The following is a 16,727-nucleotide window of genomic DNA, read 5'->3' on the forward strand; positions in this document are numbered from 1 at the left end:
AGTCAGCCAACACTGTATAGTTCAGTGCATGCTGACTGTTGCTTCTCGTCTCGACGTCATGAACCGGCTCGGCCGGGCCATGGCGGACCCGACGCGCTCCCGGATTCTGATGACCCTGCTCGACGGCCCGAGCTACCCGGCCGTGCTCTCGCGCGAGCTGGAGCTGACTCGCTCGAACGTCTCCAACCACCTGACCTGTCTGCGCGACTGCGGCATCGTCGTCGCCGAGCCGGAGGGGCGGCAGACGCGCTACGAGATCGCCGACCCGCATCTGGCGGCGGCGCTCACCGCACTGGTGGACGTGACGCTCGCTGTCGACGAGCACGCGCCCTGCGTGGACTCTTCGTGCACAGTGCCGGGTTGCTGCGGGACGGGGGCGGGCGAGTGAGCGCGGCGTGCGGCTGCGAGCACGACGAGCCTGAGACCACTTCGGGAGAGGAAGCCGAGGAGGCGGCGCGTCCCTGGTGGCGGGACCGCGGGATCATGGTCCCGGTCTTCTCCGGCGTCGCGTTCCTGACCGGCCTGGTGCTGGAGTGGGCGGGGCTGGAGGTCCCGGCGCTGGTGCTGTTCTGGATCGGTCTGCTGTTGGGCGCGTCGACCTTCACCCCGGGCGCGATCCGGAAGCTGTTCAAGGGCAAGCTCGGCATCGGCCTGCTGATGACGATCAGCGCGGTCGGCGCGGTGATCCTCGGGTATGTCGAGGAGGCCGCCGCCCTGGCGTTCCTGTACTCGATCGCTGAGGCGCTGGAGGACAAGGCCATGGACCGTGCCCGCGGCGGGCTGCGGGCGCTGCTCAAGCTCGTCCCGGAGACCGCGACCATCCGCCGCGACGGAGCATCGGTCGAGGTCCCGGCGAAGGACCTGGCTGTCGGTCAGCTGATGCTGGTGCGGCCGGGTGAGCGGATCGCGACCGACGGCATCGTCCGCACGGGACGCTCCAGCCTGGATACGTCCGCGATCACTGGCGAGTCGATCCCGGTCGAAGTCGAACCCGGCGACACTGTCTCCGCGGGCGCGATCAACACCGCTGGGGCGCTCGAGGTCGAGACGACCGCGGCGGGCACCGACAACTCGCTGACCACGATCGTCGACCTGGTGGAGAAGGCGCAGGCAGAGAAGGGCGACCGCGCCCGCCTCGCCGACCGCATCGCCCGGCCCCTCGTCCCGGGCGTGCTGATCCTCGCCGCCCTCGTCGCGATCATCGGGTCGCTGCTCGGCGACCCGGAGCTGTGGATCACCCGCGCCCTCGTCGTGCTCGTGGCGGCATCTCCCTGCGCGCTGGCGATCTCGGTTCCGCTGACCGTGGTGGCCGCGATCGGGTCGGCGAGCAAGTTCGGCGTGATCATCAAGTCCGGGGCCGTGTTCGAACGGTTCGGCGTGATCCGCCACGTCGCCGTCGACAAGACCGGCACCCTGACCCGCAACGAGCCCGCCGTCACCGCCGTCCTCACCGCCGAGGGCGTGACCGAGAAGCAGGCGCTGGCCTGGGCCGCCGCGCTCGAGCAGCACAGCACCCACCCCCTTGCGGCCGCGATCACCGCCGCGGCCCCCGGGGCCCCCGCGGCTGACGGTGTGACCGAGCAGGCCGGGCACGGCATCGAGGGAACCCTCGACGGTGCGCGGATCACGGTCGGCAGCCCGCGCTGGCTCGACGCCGGGACGCTCGGCGAGCAGGTTGCTGGGCTGGAGGAGCAGGGCATGACGGTCGTGATCGTGCACCGCGACGGCACGCCGGTCGCCGCGATTGGCGTCCGCGACGAGCTGCGTCCCGAGGTCCCCGAGGTCGTCCGCACCCTCGCCGCACAGGGCATCGGGGTCACCATGCTCACCGGCGACAATGCTCGCACCGCCCGCGCCCTCGCCGCCCAAGCCGGGATCGGCGACGTGCGTGCCGAGCTGCGCCCGGAGGACAAGGCCGCCGCGATCGCAGAACTCGGCGAGAAGGGGGCTGTGGCGATGATCGGCGACGGCATCAACGACGCTCCCGCCCTCGCCGCTGCCGACATCGGCATCGCGATGGGCGCGACCGGCTCGGATGCCGCGATTGAGTCCGCCGACGTCGCGTTCACCGGCCACGACCTGCGCCTGCTGCCGCGTGCGTTCGACCACGCCCGCCGCGGACGGCACATCATCAACCAGAACATCATCCTTTCGCTGCTGATCATCACCGCCCTGCTCCCGCTCGCCCTCTTCGGCGTCCTGGGGCTCGCGGCCGTGGTGCTCGTGCACGAGATCGCCGAGGTCGTCGTGATCCTCAACGGCCTGCGGGCTGCCCGGACCCGGAAGAGCGCCGCGTGACTGCGCAGGACGCCGTTGTCGTCGAGTCGACGGGCGGGGCATCCACGAGGAGCAGGCAGGCGCTCGTCGTCGCCCTCGTCGTCGCGGCGCTCGCTCTGGCGATCGATCAAGGCTCGAAGGTCCTCGCCGCGGCGCAGCTGACCCAGGGCGAGCGGATCCCGCTGGTCGGCGACCTGTTCGGGCTGTCGCTGGTCTACAACCCCGGAGCCGCGTTCTCGATCGGTTCCGGGGCCACCTGGATCTTCACGATCAGCGGCCTCCTCGCCGCCGTGGCGGTGGTCGTGTTTGCCGCACGGATGCGCGGGGCGCGGTGGGGCGTCGCGCTGGGGCTGGTCCTCGGCGGCGCGGTCGGCAACCTCGTCGACCGGCTCGTGAACTCGCCCGCGTTCGGGCAGGGGCACGTCACGGACTTCCTCGCCTACGGCGACCTGTTCGTCGGGAACGTCGCCGACGTCTTCGTCGTCGCCGGTGTCGGCCTGGTATGTCTGAACCTCCTCACGCAGACCCCTCGCACGACAGCTGAGGGTGAACGAACGGAAGAAGCTTCATGAAGGTGGAACTGCTGCACATCGCCGACTGCCCGAACACGGGAATCGCCGAAGCCAACGCACGGGCAGCGCTGGACGCTCTCGGACTCGGGGCCGTGCCTGTCGAGCTGGTGACGATCGGGACCGAGGCCGAAGCGGCGAACACTGGGTTCGGAGGCTCGCCTACGATTCTCGTCGACGGCATCGACCTGTTCCCGACAACACTCGTTCACTCACTGGCGTGCCGTGTCTATGTGGCTGAGAACGGTTTCGCCGGCGCACCGGCGGCAACACAGATCGATGAGGCGTTGCGCGACCGCATGCAAGGCGGCGAGAGCGACCGATAAGGCGAGTGTTGCAACCGCGACATGCGCTACGAGAACCCCATGTACATGGCGGAGGACGCCGGGGCGGCCGACCTCATCGCGGGCGGCCGACTGCAGCTCGGCGTCTCGCGAGGTTCGCCGGAGCAGGTGATCGACGGCTACCGCTACTTCGGTTACCAGCCGGGGGAGGGTGAGACCGACGCCGACATGGCTCGCACGCACACGAGCGTGTTCCTGCAGGCCATCGACGGTGCCCGTTTCGCGCAGCCCAACCCGCGTCCGATGTTCCCGAACCCGCCGGGTCTGCTCGGCATCGAGCCGCAGTCGCCCGGGCTGCGCGAGCGCGTCTGGTGGGGTGCGGGCACGCGCGCGACTGCCGAATGGACGGCGCAGCAGGGACTCAACCTGATGAGCTCCACGCTCCTCACCGAGGACACCGGCGTCCCGTTCCACGAGTTGCAGGCCGAGCAGATCCGACGGTTCCGCGACGAGTGGAAGGTGCAGGGGCACGAGCGCGAGCCGCGGGTGTCTGTCAGCCGCAGCATCTTCGCGATCGTCGACGACCGCGACCGCGCGTACTTCGGCAGGCGTGACGACAACCAGGACCAGGTGGGCGTCATCGACGGCTCGACAGCCAGATTCGGTCGGTCGTACGCCGACGAACCGGACAAGCTGATCGAGCAGCTGCGGGAGGACGAGGCGATCGCCGCGGCCGACACTCTCCTGCTCACCGTCCCGAACCAGCTCGGCGTCGAGTACAACGCACACGTCATCTCCTCGATCCTCGAGCACGTCGCACCGGCTCTCGGCTGGCGCTGACACCGGATGGGCGGTTGCGGTCCTGACATCGGTCGAATCATTGACGTCCGGCGACACCATGCCGTCGGACGTCGATGAGGCGACCGATCTCTGGGAGCGCGTCGGAGCCGAGACGCGTGGGTAGGGTGGCAGGCATGGCCGTCACCCTGCGCGCACAAGAGGTCACCGACGTCGAGTTCCTGCATTCGCTGTTCAGCGACCCGGAGGTGGTCCGGTACTGGTTCGTCGAACCGTACGTGACCCGGACCGACTTCGAGACGAAGTTCGAGGCCAGGCGCGGGGACCGGACTGCGCGGCGGTTCATCATCGACGACGACGGGGAGGCAGTCGGCATCGTCGAACTCGTCGACATCCGCGAGACTCACCGCAACTGCGAGTTCCAGATCATCGTCGCGCCCGGGCGTCAGGGACACGGCTACGCGCAGACCGCGACGACGCTCATCCTCGACTACGCCTTCAAGACGTTGAACCTGCACAAGGTGTACCTGCAGGTGGACGACGAGAACGAGGGCGCGATCCACGTGTACCGCAAGTGCGGTTTCCAGGTGGAGGGACATCAGCGCGAGGAGTTCTGGGTCGACGGCGGCTACCACGACGCGACGCGGATGGTCGTCTTCGCGAGCGACCCGCGTCCCGAAGCCTGATCGGGATGGCCGACGTCAGGGTCGACCGCGACGGCGACGTCATGATCGTCGTCATGGACCGCGGCGACCGGCACAACGCCGTCGACGGCCCGATGGCCGCTGACCTCGTGGCCGCGTTCCGCGAGTTCGAGGAGTCGGACGCGAAAGTAGCCGTGCTCGCGGGCGAAGGGCCGTCGTTCTGCGCGGGAGCGGACCTCAAGGGGGTGGGGACCGAACGTTCGAACGTGCTCAGCCGCGACGGCGACGGCCCGATGGGGCCCACCCGCCTCGACCTCGACAAGCCGGTGATCGCCGCGATCCACGGCCACGCGGTCGCGGGTGGGCTGGAGTTGGCGATCTGGTGCGATCTGCGCGTCGCCGAGGAGAGTGCGACGCTGGGCGTGTTCTGTCGCAGGTGGGGAGTCCCGCTGATCGACGGTGGAACCGTTCGGCTGCCGCGGCTCATCGGCCACGGTCGGGCGATGGACCTGATCCTCACCGGACGTCCCGTCGACGCGGCGGAAGCCCTGTCGTTCGGGCTGGTCAACAGGGTGGTGCCGGACGGCGACGCCCGCGCAGTCGCGGTGGAACTCGCCCACGACATCGCGCGCATGCCGACCACCTGCATGCGCGGCGATCGACGCTCGGCGAGAGATCAGTGGAGTCTCGACGAACGGGCCGCGCTGGCCGCCGAGTTCGAGATCGGTCTCACCTCGCTCACCGCGGACGGCATCGGCGGAGCCGGACGCTTCGCCTCCGGCAAGGGTCGTGGCGGGTCGTTCGACGACATCTGAGTCTGGGCGTCACCCGCTCGGAACGACGTGAACGTTCGATCCGTGCACTTCGACGGCTTGATCGTCGTCGAGTGGGAGCAGCGGGTATCGATCGCCGAACGATCGCATTGTCTCGGCGATGAGCGACGGCGGATACGCGGGCAGCATGCCTCCGGCGTGGGGGACGATCACCTCGTCTATGAGGCCGAGGCCCGCGGTGTCGGGCAGGTCGGGCGCCTGCGTCGGGTCGTCCAGCACGCTCGCGGGCGAGATGTCGGGCCCGGCGATCACCGAACCGGCGCTCAACCCGATGTAGGGGAGTCCGGCGCGCACACGGTCGGCGAGCTCGATGTCGCGACCCGAGGCGCGCAGGTCGGCGAGGATCGCGAACGTGTTGCCCCCGCCGAGGTACACGGCGTCGACGTCGTCGAACTCGAAACGATCGACAGTCGCGAACCCACGATCTTCCAACAACTCCCGGCCGACGCCGCCGAGTAGACCGATGCGCACCTGCGAGGCGGGCCGCGGAACGCACTCGGCGACGAAGCGCGGGAGCGCTCCGTCGCCGAGTGACAGAAGGAGGAGATGCACCTACACGTCGCCGCGGCGCAGCATGCGGCCCTGTGCGGTCTGGAAGTCGATCTTGCGGCCGCGGAGCCACGTACTCGTGACGACGCCCGCCAGGGCGCGGCCGTCGTACGGGCTGATCGGATTCTTGTGGTGCAGCTTGTGCACGTCCACCACCTGAGCCGACTCCGGTTCGAAGATCGCGAAGTCGGCGTCGTAGCCGAGGGCGATCCGGCCCTTGTTGTTCAGCCCGGCGAGTGCGGCCGGTTTGGCGGACATCCACTCGAGGACCTGCGTCAGCGGGATGCCGCGCTTGCGGGCCTCGGTCCAGATCAGCGACAGGCCGAGCTGAAGCGAGGCGACGCCACCCCACGCGACGCCGAAGTCGCCGTTCACGACGTCCTTCAGGTCGACAGTCGACGGCGAGTGATCGGAGACGATGCAGTCGATCGTGCCGTCCATGAGACCCTGCCACAGGAGTTCGCGGTTCGACGCCTCGCGGATCGGCGGGCAGCACTTGAACGCGGTCGCCCCGTTCGGGACCTCCTCGGCGAGGAGCGTCAGGTAGTGCGGGCACGTCTCGACGGTGATCTTGACGCCGTCCCGACGGGCCGACGCGATCATCGGCAACGCGTCCGACGACGACAGGTGCAGCACGTGAGCGCGGGCGCCGGTCCAACGGGCGCGCTCGATGACCTCGGCGATGGCTACGTTCTCGGCGCCGCGCGGGCGTGACGCGAGGAACTGCGAGTACTGGTTGCCTTCGGCCGTCGGCGCGTGATCGATCGCGCGGGAGTCCTCCGCGTGGACGATCATCAGGGAGTCGAACCCGGCCAGCTCGGCCATGTCCTCCTCCATCTCGTCCGCGGTGAGGTGAGGGAACTCGTCGACGCCCGAGTGGAGCAGGAAGCACTTGAAGCCGAAGACGCCCTCGTCGTGCAGTGCGCGCAGGTCGCCCTTGTTGCCGGGCACCGCTCCGCCCCAGAACCCGACGTCGATGTGCGTCTTGCCCGCCGCGGCCGCCCGCTTGGCGTTGAGCGCGTCGACGTTGACTGTCGGCGGGATGGAGTTGAGGGGCATGTCGATGAGCGTCGTGACACCGCCGGCAGCGGCGGCGCGGGTCGCCGAGTCGAAGCCCTCCCATTCGGTGCGGCCCGGCTCGTTGACGTGCACGTGCGTGTCGACGAGGCCGGGGATCATCACTTGATCGGCGTTGAGTTCGACGACCTCGGCGCCGTCGAGGCCACTGCCGAGCGGTTCGATGGCTACGACGCGTCCGTCTTTGATGCCGATCTCTCGGGCGACGATGCCCGCGGTGGTGAGCGTCTGCTCGCCGCGGACGACAAGATCGAAGCGGGACGTGGTGTCGTCGGTCATGGGCGGCGTCTCCTTAACGAACTGAAGAAGTTCCTCATCGTGGAACTTCCAATCTACACAATGGAAAATGGTAGATGTGACGCCGAACACGGGTCAAGGTGCCCCGGGGCTTGACAGGGCACGCGTTCATACGCGTTACTTATCGAATCTGTGGAATACTAGTTCCGCAGAGTGGAATCAGGTGGACGTCGTGAGTACGCCCGCCCCGAACGTGAAAGTTCTTCCCATGAGCACAGAGATGACCGAGTCGGTGGCCGCGGTGTCGACCACCCAGGACTCCGGAATCGTCACCAGTCCGGAGCTGTACAACGCCGACCTGGCGCCCACGAAACGCGAAGGGCGACGCTGGAGCGCGTACAGCATCTTCACGCTGTGGGCCAACGACGTTCACAGCCTCGGCAACTACGGTTTCGCCCTCGGCCTGTTCGCCCTCGGACTGGGCGGCTGGCAGATCTTGCTGGCCCTCGGACTCGGCGGAGTCTTCCTGTTCCTGCTGCTCAACCTGTCGGGCTTCATGGGGGAGAAGACCGGCGTTCCGTTCCCCGTGATGAGCCGTATCTCGTTCGGCGTGCGCGGCGCACAGGTTCCGGCCTTGATCCGCGGTGTCGTCGCCATCGCCTGGTTCGGCATCCAGACCTACCTCGCGTCGGTCGTGCTGCGCGTCATGATCGTGGCACTGGCGCCGTCGGCGTCGACGCTCGACGCCAACGACGTCCTCGGCCTGTCGACGCTCGGCTGGATCTCGTTCGTCGGCCTCTGGATCGTCCAGGTGATCATCGTCAGCTACGGCATGGAGATGATCCGCAAGTACGAGGCGTTCGCCGGTCCGACGATCCTCATCACCATGGTCGCGCTGGCCGTCTGGATGCTCAGCAAGGCCGACTGGTCGATCGCGTGGACCACGCCCGACAGCCTGACCGGTGGCGCCATGTGGTCGAAGATCATCGGCGGCGCCAGCCTCTGGGTCGCCATTTACGGAACCTTCGTGCTCAACTTCTGCGACTTCACGCGCAACGCGAAGTCGAAGGGCTCGATCGTGCGCGGCAACTTCGTCGGCATCCCGCTCAACATGCTCCTCTTCGGCGGCATCGTCGTCGTCCTCGCGGGTGGACAGTTCAAGATCAACGGCAAGGTCATCGAGTCGGTCTCCGACATCGTCCAGACCGTCCCGAACACGTTCCTGCTGGTCATGGCGTGCCTGGCACTGCTCATCCTGACCGTCGCGGTGAACCTGATGGCGAACTTCGTCGCGCCGATCTACGCGCTGAGCAACCTGTTCCCCAAGGTCCTCAACTTCCGGCGCGCCGCACTCGTGTCGGCCGTCATCGGCCTGATCATCCTGCCGTGGAACCTGTACAACTCGCCCGACGTCATCAACTACTTCCTCGGAGGCCTCGGTGCGCTCCTCGGTCCGTTGTTCGGCATCGTGATGGCCGACTACTGGCTGGTGCGTCGCGGCAAGATCAATGTTCCCGACCTGTTCACGATGGACGAGAACGGCGACTACCACTACGCCAAAGGCGTGAACCCGCGCGCGGTCGCCGCTTTTGTCCTGACCGCCATCGTCGCCCTCCTGTTGGCGTTCGTCCCGGCCTTCGAATCGGTCTCCGAGTTCTCGTGGTTCATCGGCGCCGGTCTCGGCGCGCTCGTCTACCTGGCCGTGGCCGACCGCAAGGGCCCGTTCCGCGACGTCTCGGGCGAGCCGATCGCCATCGCCAGCACCCACTAGAAGCGGAAGGCAGTCATGAGAATCCTCGTCGCCAATGTCAACACGACTCAGTCGATGACCGATGCCATCGCCGAGTCCGCGCGCGCGGTCGCGTCGGAGGGCACCGAGATCGTCGGCATCACGCCGCGGTTCGGCGCCGACTCGTGCGAGGGCAACTTCGAGAGCTACCTCGCGGCCATCGCCGTGATGGATGCGATCACCTCGTACCCCGAGGCGTTCGACGCCGTCATCCAGGCCGGGTACGGCGAACACGGTCGAGAGGGCCTGCAGGAACTGCTGGACGTGCCCGTCGTCGACATCACCGAGGCCGCGGCGTCCACCGCCATGTACCTCGGGCACAAGTACTCGGTGGTGACCACGCTCGACCGCACCGTTCCGCTCATCGAGGACCGCCTCAAACTCGCCGGGCTCGACGCGCGCTGCGCATCGGTCCGCGCGTCCGGGCTCGGTGTCCTGGAACTCGAGTCCGATCCGGACCGGGCCGTCGAGGCGATCGTCGCGCAGTCTCGCGAGGCCGTCGAACGCGATCACGCCGAGGTGATCGTCCTCGGCTGCGGCGGCATGGCCGAGCTCGAGGAACGGGTCCGCGCGGCGACGGGTGTGCCGATCGTCGACGGTGTCCGCTCCGCGGTGACCGTGGCCGAAGGCCTCGTCCGCATGGGGCTGTCGACGTCCAAGGTGCGCACCTACGCCCAGCCGCGCGAGAAGAAGGTCATCGGTTGGCCGTTCCAGATCTGACCTGACGCACCCCCACACGGCGAAGCCGGGCATCACCTCCCAGGTGCCCGGCTTCGTCGCGTCTGGACCCGAAGAATCGAGAAATGGAAACCGCCCCGGCACGGATCGCGTGCCGGGGCGGGGTCGAGGTGCTCTGTTGCAGGTCAGAGCGTGATCTGGCGGTTGACGTCCTTGTACAGCAGGTAGCGGAAGTTCGACGGGCCGCCCGCGTAGCAGGCCTGCGGGCAGAAGGCGCGCAGGGACAGGAAGTCGCCCTCCTGAACCTCGACCCAGTCGCCGTTGAGGTGATAGACGGCCTTGCCTTCGAGCATGAGGAGGCCGTGCTCCATGACGTGGGTCTCGGCGAACGGGATCGACGCTCCCGGCTCGAACGTGACGATGTTGCAGTGCATGTCGTAGGCGAGGTCCTGCGGATCGAGCATGCGGGTGGTGCGCCACTTGCCGTCGGTGCCGGGCATCGCGGTGGGCTCGATGTCGCGCTCGTTGCCGAATGTGACCGACGGCGTGTGGCCTTCGGCCGGTTCGTAGCGCTTGCGGATCCACACGAACGTCGCCGGTGCGTCGCCGTCGTTGCGGGCCGACCACACGGTGCCCGCCGGCAGGTAGCCGAAGCCCCCCTCGGAGAGCGTCTCGGTGCGTCCTTCGGCTGCGACGGTGAGTGCGCCGGACGTGACGAACACGAAGCCCGCGACCTCGGCCTGCGGTTCGGGACGCTCGGCTCCGCCGCCGGGCGCGACCTCGACGATGGCCTGGAAGTAGGTGGTCGCGCCGCCAGCGACGGGACGGTTGATGATCCACGCGCGCGTGTCGGACCACTCCGGGAAGACGGAGGTGACGATGTCGGAGAGGACGCCGCGGGGGATCACCGTGTACGCCTCGGTGACGATGGCGCGATCGGTCAGCAGGTCGGTCTGCGGGGGCAGGCCGCCTCGGGGTGTGTAGTACGACGCTGTGGTCACTGTTCTCTCCTGGTGGGGGTTGCGGCCGTGCGGCCCAGGGCGGTGTCGCGGATGGTTGGCATCGGAAGATCGGTCGCGGTCTCGACCTCGTCGACCGTGACGGCGCCGCAGGTGACGCCGCGGTTGATCACGTTGGCGAGGGCGCGTGCGGTGGCGGGCTCGTCGAGGATCGTCGAGTCGACTCTGTGCATGTAGTTGCGCAGTCGAGCCGCGGCGGGGCCGAAGCCGTCGCGGTAGAAGGCGTACGTCGCGAGGAATCGTGTGACGAGCTGGGCCGGGTGCAGGTCCCAGCCCTGGTAGACGCCGCGTTCGAGGTGCCTGCGGACAAGTCGCGCATGCAGTCGCCAGGCGTCGGCGACGGTGTCCGCGTCGCCGATGGGGAGGATGTTCGTCGATCCGTCCGACATGTGGACGCCCGTTCCGGCGACGGCGAGCTGCATGACGTTCTTCGCGTGGTCGGCGACGGGATGCTCCATCGACTGGTAGGCCGCCGCGATCCCGAGGGACGCCGAGTAGTCGTAGGTGCCGTAGTGCAGGGAGGTGACGCGGCCGCGGCCGGCATGGATCATGCGGGCGACGGGCGCGACGCCGTCGGAGCCGAGGATGGCCTGCGGCGTCTCGACCTGCACTTCGAAGCCGATGCGATGGTCGGGCAGGTTGTGCTCGGATTCGAGGATCTCGGCGACGTAGACCATCGCCTCGACCTGGTCCACGGACGTCACCTTCGGCAGCGTCAGGACGAGGCCGTCGGGGAGTCCGCCGGATTCGACGAGTCCGCCGACGAACAGGTCGAGGGTGCGGAGGCCGCGTCGACGGGTCGGAGCTTCGAAGCATTTGAACCTGGTGCCGACGAACGGTGTGGACGTGCCCGCGTCCAGGGCGGCCCGCAGTCGGGCGACGGCCTCGATGACGTCGGCGTCCTCGGTCGCGTCTCCGCGGTCGCCGTAGCCGTCCTCGAAGTCGATGCGCAGGTCTTCGATCGGCTCGGTGGTCAGCTTGTGCTCGACGAGCTCGGCGAGACGGTCGGTGTCGGTGGCGCCGACGAGCGCGGCGACGGCGTCGAGGCCGCCCGCGGAGCGTGCCGCGTCGAGGGCCGCGGCGCCCCATTCCTGCGGCATCGTGGACGTGTAGCGATCGCCGGGGAGGTAGACGGTGTGGACGGGCTGGCGTCGACCGTCGTCGCCCGGGTAGCGGCGCTTCAGCGCGTCGTCGGCGTCGGCGAGACGACGGTCGACGTCGGCGAGCACTGCGTTGTCGAGCACCGCGCTGTCGAGCGCTGGGTCGTCGAGGTGTCGTGGCACGGGCGTCCTCTCGATCGGGTGTGGCCTTCGGAATCAAAATTCCACAATGTGGAGTTTATTGGAGGAGTGCGGAATGCACAACAAGTCGACCGACACTCGACGCATGACCGATTCCGTATTGCGGAAGATATTGTGGAGGTGTTGAATTGACCGTATGCCGGAGAACAAGTCGGGTGGCGTCCAGTCCGTCGAGCGCGCCTTCGAACTCATGGAACTGATCGGTCGTGCCGGGGGAGAGTGCTCGCTGACCGAGCTGTCGGCCGAGTCGCCGCTGCCTCCACCCACGATCCATCGCCTGCTGCGGACGCTCGTCGGCATCGGTTACGTGCGGCAACTGCCGAATCGCCGATACTCCCTCGGTCCGCGGCTCATCCGTCTCGGCGAGGTCGCCAACCGACAACTCGGCGCGGTCGCCGGTCCCGTCCTCCAATCGCTCGTCGACGAACTGTCCGAGACCGCGAGCCTCGCCGTCCTCGACGGCGACATGGTGATCTACACCGGTCAGGTCCCGTCGCTGCACAGCATGCGGACCAACAATGAGATCGGGCGCCGCGTCAACCTCCACAACTCGGGAGTAGGCAAGGCGGTCCTCTCCGTCCTCGACGACGCCCGCATCCTCAAACTCGTGACCCAAGCCGGCCTCCCGGCCGCCACGGAACACAGCGCGACGACCCTCTCCGCAGTCTTTGCGGGCGTCGAGAAGGTCCGGGCCGACGGCTACGCCGTCGACGAGCAGGAACAAGAACTCGGCGTCCGCTGCATCGCGATGGCGGTTCCCGGTGCGCCCACACCGATGGCGATCGGCATCTCCGGCCCCGCGTCCCGCATGGACGCGGATCTGCTGAAGCGTGCGGTTCCGGCACTCCGCCGCGCCACCGATGTGATCTCCGAAGCTCTCATCGGGGCTCGGGAGGAGTAGGTCAGGTCTCCTCTGCGCCTGGCGATATGGTTTGTACTCTGGGACATTCCGTGCCGACCGGGCGTTTCGGTTCAGGCGATCGTGAACGGCTGTCGTAGGGTTCGGCGAATAGATTCCGCCCGATTCGGAGGTGCCTCATGTCACGTCGTTCCGTTCTCAGTGTGATTGCGGCGGTAGCGATCACGTGCGGCGTCGTCCCCGGCGCGGCAGAGGCCGCTCCGCGGGCGACGAGGATCGCCACCGTCGTCTCGCACGACTGCACGAATCTCGGGGTGACGATCAGCCTGACGCCCGCTCAGGCGGCGCGTGCGCAGGCGGTGGTGCCGAAGGGCTTCCGGGTGTCCGCGAGTCCGACGTTGCTCGTCGAGACGTCGCAATGCGCGGGCGCCACCGTCGACGGCACGCGGATCGGAGCGTTCCGACTGTCGGAGGCCGCGGTATCGGTGACACCGCCGCGCAGGATCGAGTCCCGGCAGCTGCCGGATCTTGTCACCGAGAACATCGTGATGCTGTCCCAGCTCGACACGAACCGGCTCCTGTCGTCGGTGAAGGCCGATGCGGGCTATCCGACGGAACTGACGGAGATCTCTCTCGATCGCGGTTCGTCGGGGCCGGTGCCGCGGGTGATGACCGCGTCGGCCGGCGGTCGACTCGCCCCGACGAAAGCCCGCGCACAGGTCAGCCCGTACCTGTTGCCGGACGGGGTGACGGTGCCGAACCCCGGCGTCGTCTACCAGTTGTGGGCGAAGAATCGGGACGGGAGATTTGTCGTCACGACCAACTCGAACCTGCGGATCGGGACTCCAGCCGCGGGCGTCGGCTCGGTCACGGTGCCGACGGGCACGTTGCTGCATCGTCTGCTCGGACGGTCGACCGCATCGGGCGTGGCGTTCTCCGGCTCCGCGAGCGGCTTCGTCAACGACACCTACGTCTTCTCGCGCTGACGGTCTCGCCCGGCGTTGTCCGACCCCGGCGCTACAGTCGAGGCGAGACGAGGAAGTGGGCCATGCAGACAGAACTCAAGCATCAGAACGTCGTCGAACTGACCGCGGCGTTGCTCACCGCGATGCCCGCCTGCTCCGATGCGCTCCGACTCGCCGCCTACGCCCACGACGGCCAGCTGCGCACCACCATCCGCGCCCGCGCCGTGCACCAGGACCCGTACATCATCCACCCGATCCGGATCGCTCTCCGGCTCCTCCGGTGGGGCGTGTTCGCGTCCGACGACGCGGGTCAGCGAACCGTCGTCGAAGTGGCGCTCCTGCACGACGTCGCCGAAGACTCACCCGGGCGACTCGTCGACTGGCTCGAACTGCCCGCGTCGACGCGCCCGCACGACGCCATCGCCCTGCGTTTCGGTCCGCGAGTCGCCGACGCCGTACGACGTCTCACGAATCCGCCTGCCGATCCCGATGCGACCACGCGGGTCCGCCGCGCCCGATACCGTGCGCACCTGGCCGACGAGGTCGCCCCGGATCTGCTGTCGGCGGTGGTGAAGTCGTCCGACCTCGTCGACAACGCCGGGTCGTTGAAGCACCTGTCGGACGAGCGGAAGGCCGCGACGTACGCGGCCAAGTATGTCGACCCCGTCGGCGACATGGCCGACGCGTTGGCCCGGCACCTCGAGGACGCGGCGTCCGATCTCGACTACGCGACCGCCCGCGGGGTGCACCGCGCACGGGAACGACTTCTGGTGGTCCACGGCGAACTGCTCACGATGGTCGAGAAGGACTGATGGTGACGAGCGGCGAACCATCACCCCGACATCGACTGTCCGGTCGATCGGGCCGCGTCGAGTAGTCGACTACTCGACCGACTCCAGTCCGCGGATCGGACAATCGATGTTGACGCCTAGCCAGGAGGATTCCACTATGTCGCTCGCCCGCACCGCATTGGTCCGATCGATCGGGGCTGTCGCATGCGCTGCGGCCCTGCCGCTCACCGCCGCCTGTTCCGGTTCGACGGACTCCGCGACGTCCGCGTCGGGTGGCAGCACGTACTGCTCGGCCGTCAAAGACGCGAAGGCCGCCACCACGACCGCATTGGCGAACGTCGACGACAAGCAGACCGAACAAGCCATGTACGACGCGTGGGCGCATGTCGCCGATGTCGCACCGGCCGAGATCTCGTCGCAGATGCAGTGGTACAAGGACGCGATCAAGGATCCGTCGCAGGCCGTCGCGATGATCAAGGACCCGCGGCAGATCGCGATTCAGAAGTACTCCGCGACGCACTGCGACTTTTCGGAGTGAGTCACTCGCTGAGGTGGTCGGCCCGGCGCACAATGGAGCCATGGCGATGTTCGAGCATGTCTCCCTCTCCGAACTTCCCGCCGACCTGAGCTCCCGGCGCTTCTGGATGGCGAACGCCATCGGTGTGCAGGTGCTGCGGCATCTGCCCGACGCGGCCGCGTACCCCCTGTTCATGCTCGCTGACGGTGTCGTCGAACCGCTTGCCGGACATGGGTATTCGCTCGTGGTCGACGTGGTCGGACGGCTCGAACGCAGCACCGACGGTGAGATCGTCGCCGAGTCATCGCTCGGCGATAGCGATGGCGCGTGCATGGCGTTCCACGGGTGGGTGGTCGGCGATCTCGACAACGGGGACCGGTGCCCGATCGACGGGTGGACGACTCCCGACCTCGGTGAATCGCCCGGTGCTCCCTGGCGTGTCACCAGGGCGGGCCTGGTCGCGGAGTTCCGACCGGGGAGCATGGTGCGCGGCCTCGCCTTCGTCGAGCGAATCGTCGCCGCGGCGGAGGCCGCAAACCATCACCCCGATATCGACCTGCGGTACTCGACGGTCCGATTGACGCTGATTACCCACGACTCCGGGAACACCATCACCGATGCCGACCGCTCGCTCGCCGTCGACATCGCGGCGATCGCGGCGGAACTCGGCGTTTCCGCCGGGTGACAGGCGGGACGCCAATCCACGGATCGCTGCGACCCTTCCGACCGTCGGACGAACGGATGACCAGGACCGGGTGTTGATTACGCTGATCGACGAGATCGTCTGATGTATCCGATTCGAATGGGGAGGCCTCGATGGAGGACCGCACGTCGATCGGCGGGTTCGCGCTCCTCCTGGCGATCGTCGGCCTCGTGTTCGGAGCGATCCCCGGACACCTGATCGAGGTCCTCGGCTGGCTCTTCCTTCCGATCGCCCTCGTCCTCGGCATCGTCGGCATGTGCCGCAAGAGCGCGTCGAAGCGCGCATCGGTCGCGGCCGTCGTGGTGTCGGTCGTCGGGCTGATCGTCGCATCGGTGGTCCTGAACGGCGTCCTGCGCGACATCGAAGACGCCATGTTCGGCCATCATCCGCCCGAACCGACGGTGACCCAGGACGGCGTCGTCGTGGCCGGGGCGGGTACGAAGGACGATCCGGCCGCCATCGGTGCGACGATCTCGCTGCGAGGGTGGAACGTGGTGATCAACAGCTTCACACCGGTGGTCGCGGGCTCGATCAACTCGCTGCCTCGGGACACGGTGTGGTCGTCGGCGAATGTGACGATCACCAACACCTATCGCGACCCGAACCGACCGGACCTCATCGACATCGACTACATCGGCGGCGGTTCGGACGCGGTGCGTGCGGCCGGCGGCTACCTGAGCCGTGTGTTCGAGCCACGGCTCGACACGTCGCGGATGTTGGCGTACGGGGAATCGACAACGGGCAACGTCGCGTTCGATCGGCCGAGGGGACCGGGCGGCATGCTCCGTGTGGCGGTCTACGCGGGCGGGCCCGAGGCCTACGTGGCGATCGACTGAC

The 16,727-nt window shown here is 68.1% G+C and carries 18 protein-coding genes and 1 pseudogene; 15 read left to right on the forward strand and 4 right to left on the reverse strand.

The window, feature by feature from the left end; all coding sequences use genetic code 11:
- Positions 1–28 precede the first annotated feature (28 nt).
- From cmtR to GYB83_RS13585, 7 genes and pseudogenes are all read left to right on the forward strand, one after another.
- Entirely contained in the window at positions 29–388 is a 360-nt protein-coding gene (gene cmtR / locus GYB83_RS13555) for a Cd(II)/Pb(II)-sensing metalloregulatory transcriptional regulator CmtR (RefSeq protein WP_077350333.1), read from the forward strand.
- Entirely contained in the window at positions 385–2,298 is a 1,914-nt protein-coding gene (locus tag GYB83_RS13560) for a heavy metal translocating P-type ATPase (protein ID WP_174718230.1), read from the forward strand. Before cmtR ends, GYB83_RS13560 begins: the two co-directional genes overlap by 4 nt.
- Positions 2,295–2,849: a signal peptidase II gene (lspA, locus tag GYB83_RS13565; protein ID WP_077350329.1), complete on the forward strand. Its 555-nt coding sequence runs from the start codon at positions 2,295–2,297 to the stop codon at positions 2,847–2,849. The genes GYB83_RS13560 and lspA overlap by 4 nt, the downstream gene beginning before the upstream one ends.
- Positions 2,846–3,172 (forward strand): hypothetical protein, encoded by a 327-nt coding sequence (locus tag GYB83_RS13570; RefSeq protein ID WP_077350327.1) that lies wholly within the window; start codon positions 2,846–2,848, stop codon positions 3,170–3,172. The genes lspA and GYB83_RS13570 overlap by 4 nt, the downstream gene beginning before the upstream one ends.
- A gap of 18 nt (positions 3,173–3,190) precedes the next feature.
- A pseudogene (locus GYB83_RS13575) lies at positions 3,191–3,970 on the forward strand (LLM class flavin-dependent oxidoreductase); the annotation flags it as partial.
- A gap of 134 nt (positions 3,971–4,104) precedes the next feature.
- Positions 4,105–4,614, forward strand: a complete 510-nt coding sequence (locus GYB83_RS13580) for a GNAT family N-acetyltransferase (RefSeq protein ID WP_161895972.1) — start codon at positions 4,105–4,107, stop codon at positions 4,612–4,614.
- 5 nt (positions 4,615–4,619) lie between these two features.
- Complete coding sequence (locus GYB83_RS13585) at positions 4,620–5,387, forward strand: crotonase/enoyl-CoA hydratase family protein (RefSeq protein ID WP_161895973.1); 768 nt, start codon at positions 4,620–4,622, stop codon at positions 5,385–5,387.
- Positions 5,388–5,396: 9 nt separating this feature from the next.
- On the opposite strand, the gene GYB83_RS13590 is transcribed toward GYB83_RS13585, so the two are convergent.
- Both GYB83_RS13590 and allB read right to left on the reverse strand, forming a co-directional pair.
- Positions 5,397–5,957 (reverse strand): Type 1 glutamine amidotransferase-like domain-containing protein, encoded by a 561-nt coding sequence (locus GYB83_RS13590; protein WP_161895974.1) that lies wholly within the window; start codon positions 5,955–5,957, stop codon positions 5,397–5,399.
- Complete coding sequence (allB, locus tag GYB83_RS13595; RefSeq protein ID WP_161895975.1) at positions 5,958–7,310, reverse strand: allantoinase AllB; 1,353 nt, start codon at positions 7,308–7,310, stop codon at positions 5,958–5,960.
- Positions 7,311–7,536: 226 nt separating this feature from the next.
- Here allB and GYB83_RS13600 point away from each other — a divergent pair, with 226 nt between their 5' ends.
- Together GYB83_RS13600 and GYB83_RS13605 are read left to right on the forward strand one after the other, a co-directional pair.
- On the forward strand, positions 7,537–9,039 hold the full coding sequence (locus GYB83_RS13600; protein ID WP_161895976.1) for an NCS1 family nucleobase:cation symporter-1: 1,503 nt from the start codon (positions 7,537–7,539) through the stop codon (positions 9,037–9,039).
- A gap of 15 nt (positions 9,040–9,054) precedes the next feature.
- Positions 9,055–9,777, forward strand: a complete 723-nt coding sequence (locus tag GYB83_RS13605; RefSeq protein WP_161895977.1) for an aspartate/glutamate racemase family protein — start codon at positions 9,055–9,057, stop codon at positions 9,775–9,777.
- A gap of 143 nt (positions 9,778–9,920) precedes the next feature.
- Here GYB83_RS13605 and GYB83_RS13610 read toward each other — a convergent pair whose 3' ends face one another.
- Together GYB83_RS13610 and GYB83_RS13615 are read right to left on the reverse strand one after the other, a co-directional pair.
- Positions 9,921–10,736, reverse strand: coding sequence for a bifunctional allantoicase/(S)-ureidoglycine aminohydrolase (locus tag GYB83_RS13610; RefSeq protein WP_161895978.1), 816 nt, complete (start codon positions 10,734–10,736; stop codon positions 9,921–9,923).
- Positions 10,733–12,037: a DUF6986 family protein gene (locus GYB83_RS13615; protein WP_228461478.1), complete on the reverse strand. Its 1,305-nt coding sequence runs from the start codon at positions 12,035–12,037 to the stop codon at positions 10,733–10,735. Before GYB83_RS13615 ends, GYB83_RS13610 begins: the two co-directional genes overlap by 4 nt.
- A gap of 154 nt (positions 12,038–12,191) precedes the next feature.
- Between GYB83_RS13615 and GYB83_RS13620 the strand changes: the two genes are divergently transcribed.
- The 6 genes from GYB83_RS13620 (at position 12,192) to GYB83_RS13645 (ending at position 16,726) form a co-directional block, all read left to right on the forward strand.
- The gene (locus GYB83_RS13620) at positions 12,192–12,956 is read left to right on the forward strand and encodes an IclR family transcriptional regulator (protein ID WP_161895979.1); all 765 of its coding nucleotides are present in this window, start codon (positions 12,192–12,194) and stop codon (positions 12,954–12,956) included.
- 161 nt (positions 12,957–13,117) lie between these two features.
- Complete coding sequence (locus GYB83_RS13625) at positions 13,118–13,900, forward strand: hypothetical protein (protein WP_161895980.1); 783 nt, start codon at positions 13,118–13,120, stop codon at positions 13,898–13,900.
- Between the two features lie 62 nt (positions 13,901–13,962).
- Positions 13,963–14,691, forward strand: a complete 729-nt coding sequence (locus GYB83_RS13630) for a hypothetical protein (protein ID WP_161895981.1) — start codon at positions 13,963–13,965, stop codon at positions 14,689–14,691.
- A gap of 136 nt (positions 14,692–14,827) precedes the next feature.
- Positions 14,828–15,208, forward strand: a complete 381-nt coding sequence (locus GYB83_RS13635; RefSeq protein ID WP_161895982.1) for a hypothetical protein — start codon at positions 14,828–14,830, stop codon at positions 15,206–15,208.
- A gap of 40 nt (positions 15,209–15,248) precedes the next feature.
- The gene (locus GYB83_RS23665; protein ID WP_228461480.1) at positions 15,249–15,872 is read left to right on the forward strand and encodes a 4a-hydroxytetrahydrobiopterin dehydratase; all 624 of its coding nucleotides are present in this window, start codon (positions 15,249–15,251) and stop codon (positions 15,870–15,872) included.
- A 131-nt stretch (positions 15,873–16,003) separates the two neighbouring features.
- A complete protein-coding gene (locus GYB83_RS13645; protein WP_161895983.1) occupies positions 16,004–16,726 on the forward strand; it encodes a DUF4352 domain-containing protein in 723 nt (240 codons plus the stop codon).
- Position 16,727: the final 1 nt, after the last annotated feature.

This window comes from Gordonia spumicola (assembly GCF_009932475.1).
GTDB lineage: Bacteria > Actinomycetota > Actinomycetes > Mycobacteriales > Mycobacteriaceae > Gordonia > Gordonia spumicola.

What these genes read in the sequence shown, in the direction of transcription:
- cmtR (WP_077350333.1), top strand. Translation starts at nt 29, where the DNA reads ATGCTGACTGTTGCTTCTCGTCTCGACGTCATGAACCGGCTCGGCCGG.
- GYB83_RS13570 (WP_077350327.1), top strand. Translation starts at nt 2,846, where the DNA reads ATGAAGGTGGAACTGCTGCACATCGCCGACTGCCCGAACACGGGAATC.
- GYB83_RS13580 (WP_161895972.1), top strand. Translation starts at nt 4,105, where the DNA reads ATGGCCGTCACCCTGCGCGCACAAGAGGTCACCGACGTCGAGTTCCTG.
- GYB83_RS13585 (WP_161895973.1), top strand. Translation starts at nt 4,620, where the DNA reads ATGGCCGACGTCAGGGTCGACCGCGACGGCGACGTCATGATCGTCGTC.
- allB (WP_161895975.1), bottom strand. Translation starts at nt 7,310, where the DNA reads ATGACCGACGACACCACGTCCCGCTTCGATCTTGTCGTCCGCGGCGAG.
- GYB83_RS13600 (WP_161895976.1), top strand. Translation starts at nt 7,537, where the DNA reads ATGAGCACAGAGATGACCGAGTCGGTGGCCGCGGTGTCGACCACCCAG.
- GYB83_RS13605 (WP_161895977.1), top strand. Translation starts at nt 9,055, where the DNA reads ATGAGAATCCTCGTCGCCAATGTCAACACGACTCAGTCGATGACCGAT.
- GYB83_RS13620 (WP_161895979.1), top strand. Translation starts at nt 12,192, where the DNA reads ATGCCGGAGAACAAGTCGGGTGGCGTCCAGTCCGTCGAGCGCGCCTTC.
- GYB83_RS13630 (WP_161895981.1), top strand. Translation starts at nt 13,963, where the DNA reads ATGCAGACAGAACTCAAGCATCAGAACGTCGTCGAACTGACCGCGGCG.
- GYB83_RS13635 (WP_161895982.1), top strand. Translation starts at nt 14,828, where the DNA reads ATGTCGCTCGCCCGCACCGCATTGGTCCGATCGATCGGGGCTGTCGCA.
- GYB83_RS23665 (WP_228461480.1), top strand. Translation starts at nt 15,249, where the DNA reads ATGGCGATGTTCGAGCATGTCTCCCTCTCCGAACTTCCCGCCGACCTG.
- GYB83_RS13645 (WP_161895983.1), top strand. Translation starts at nt 16,004, where the DNA reads ATGGAGGACCGCACGTCGATCGGCGGGTTCGCGCTCCTCCTGGCGATC.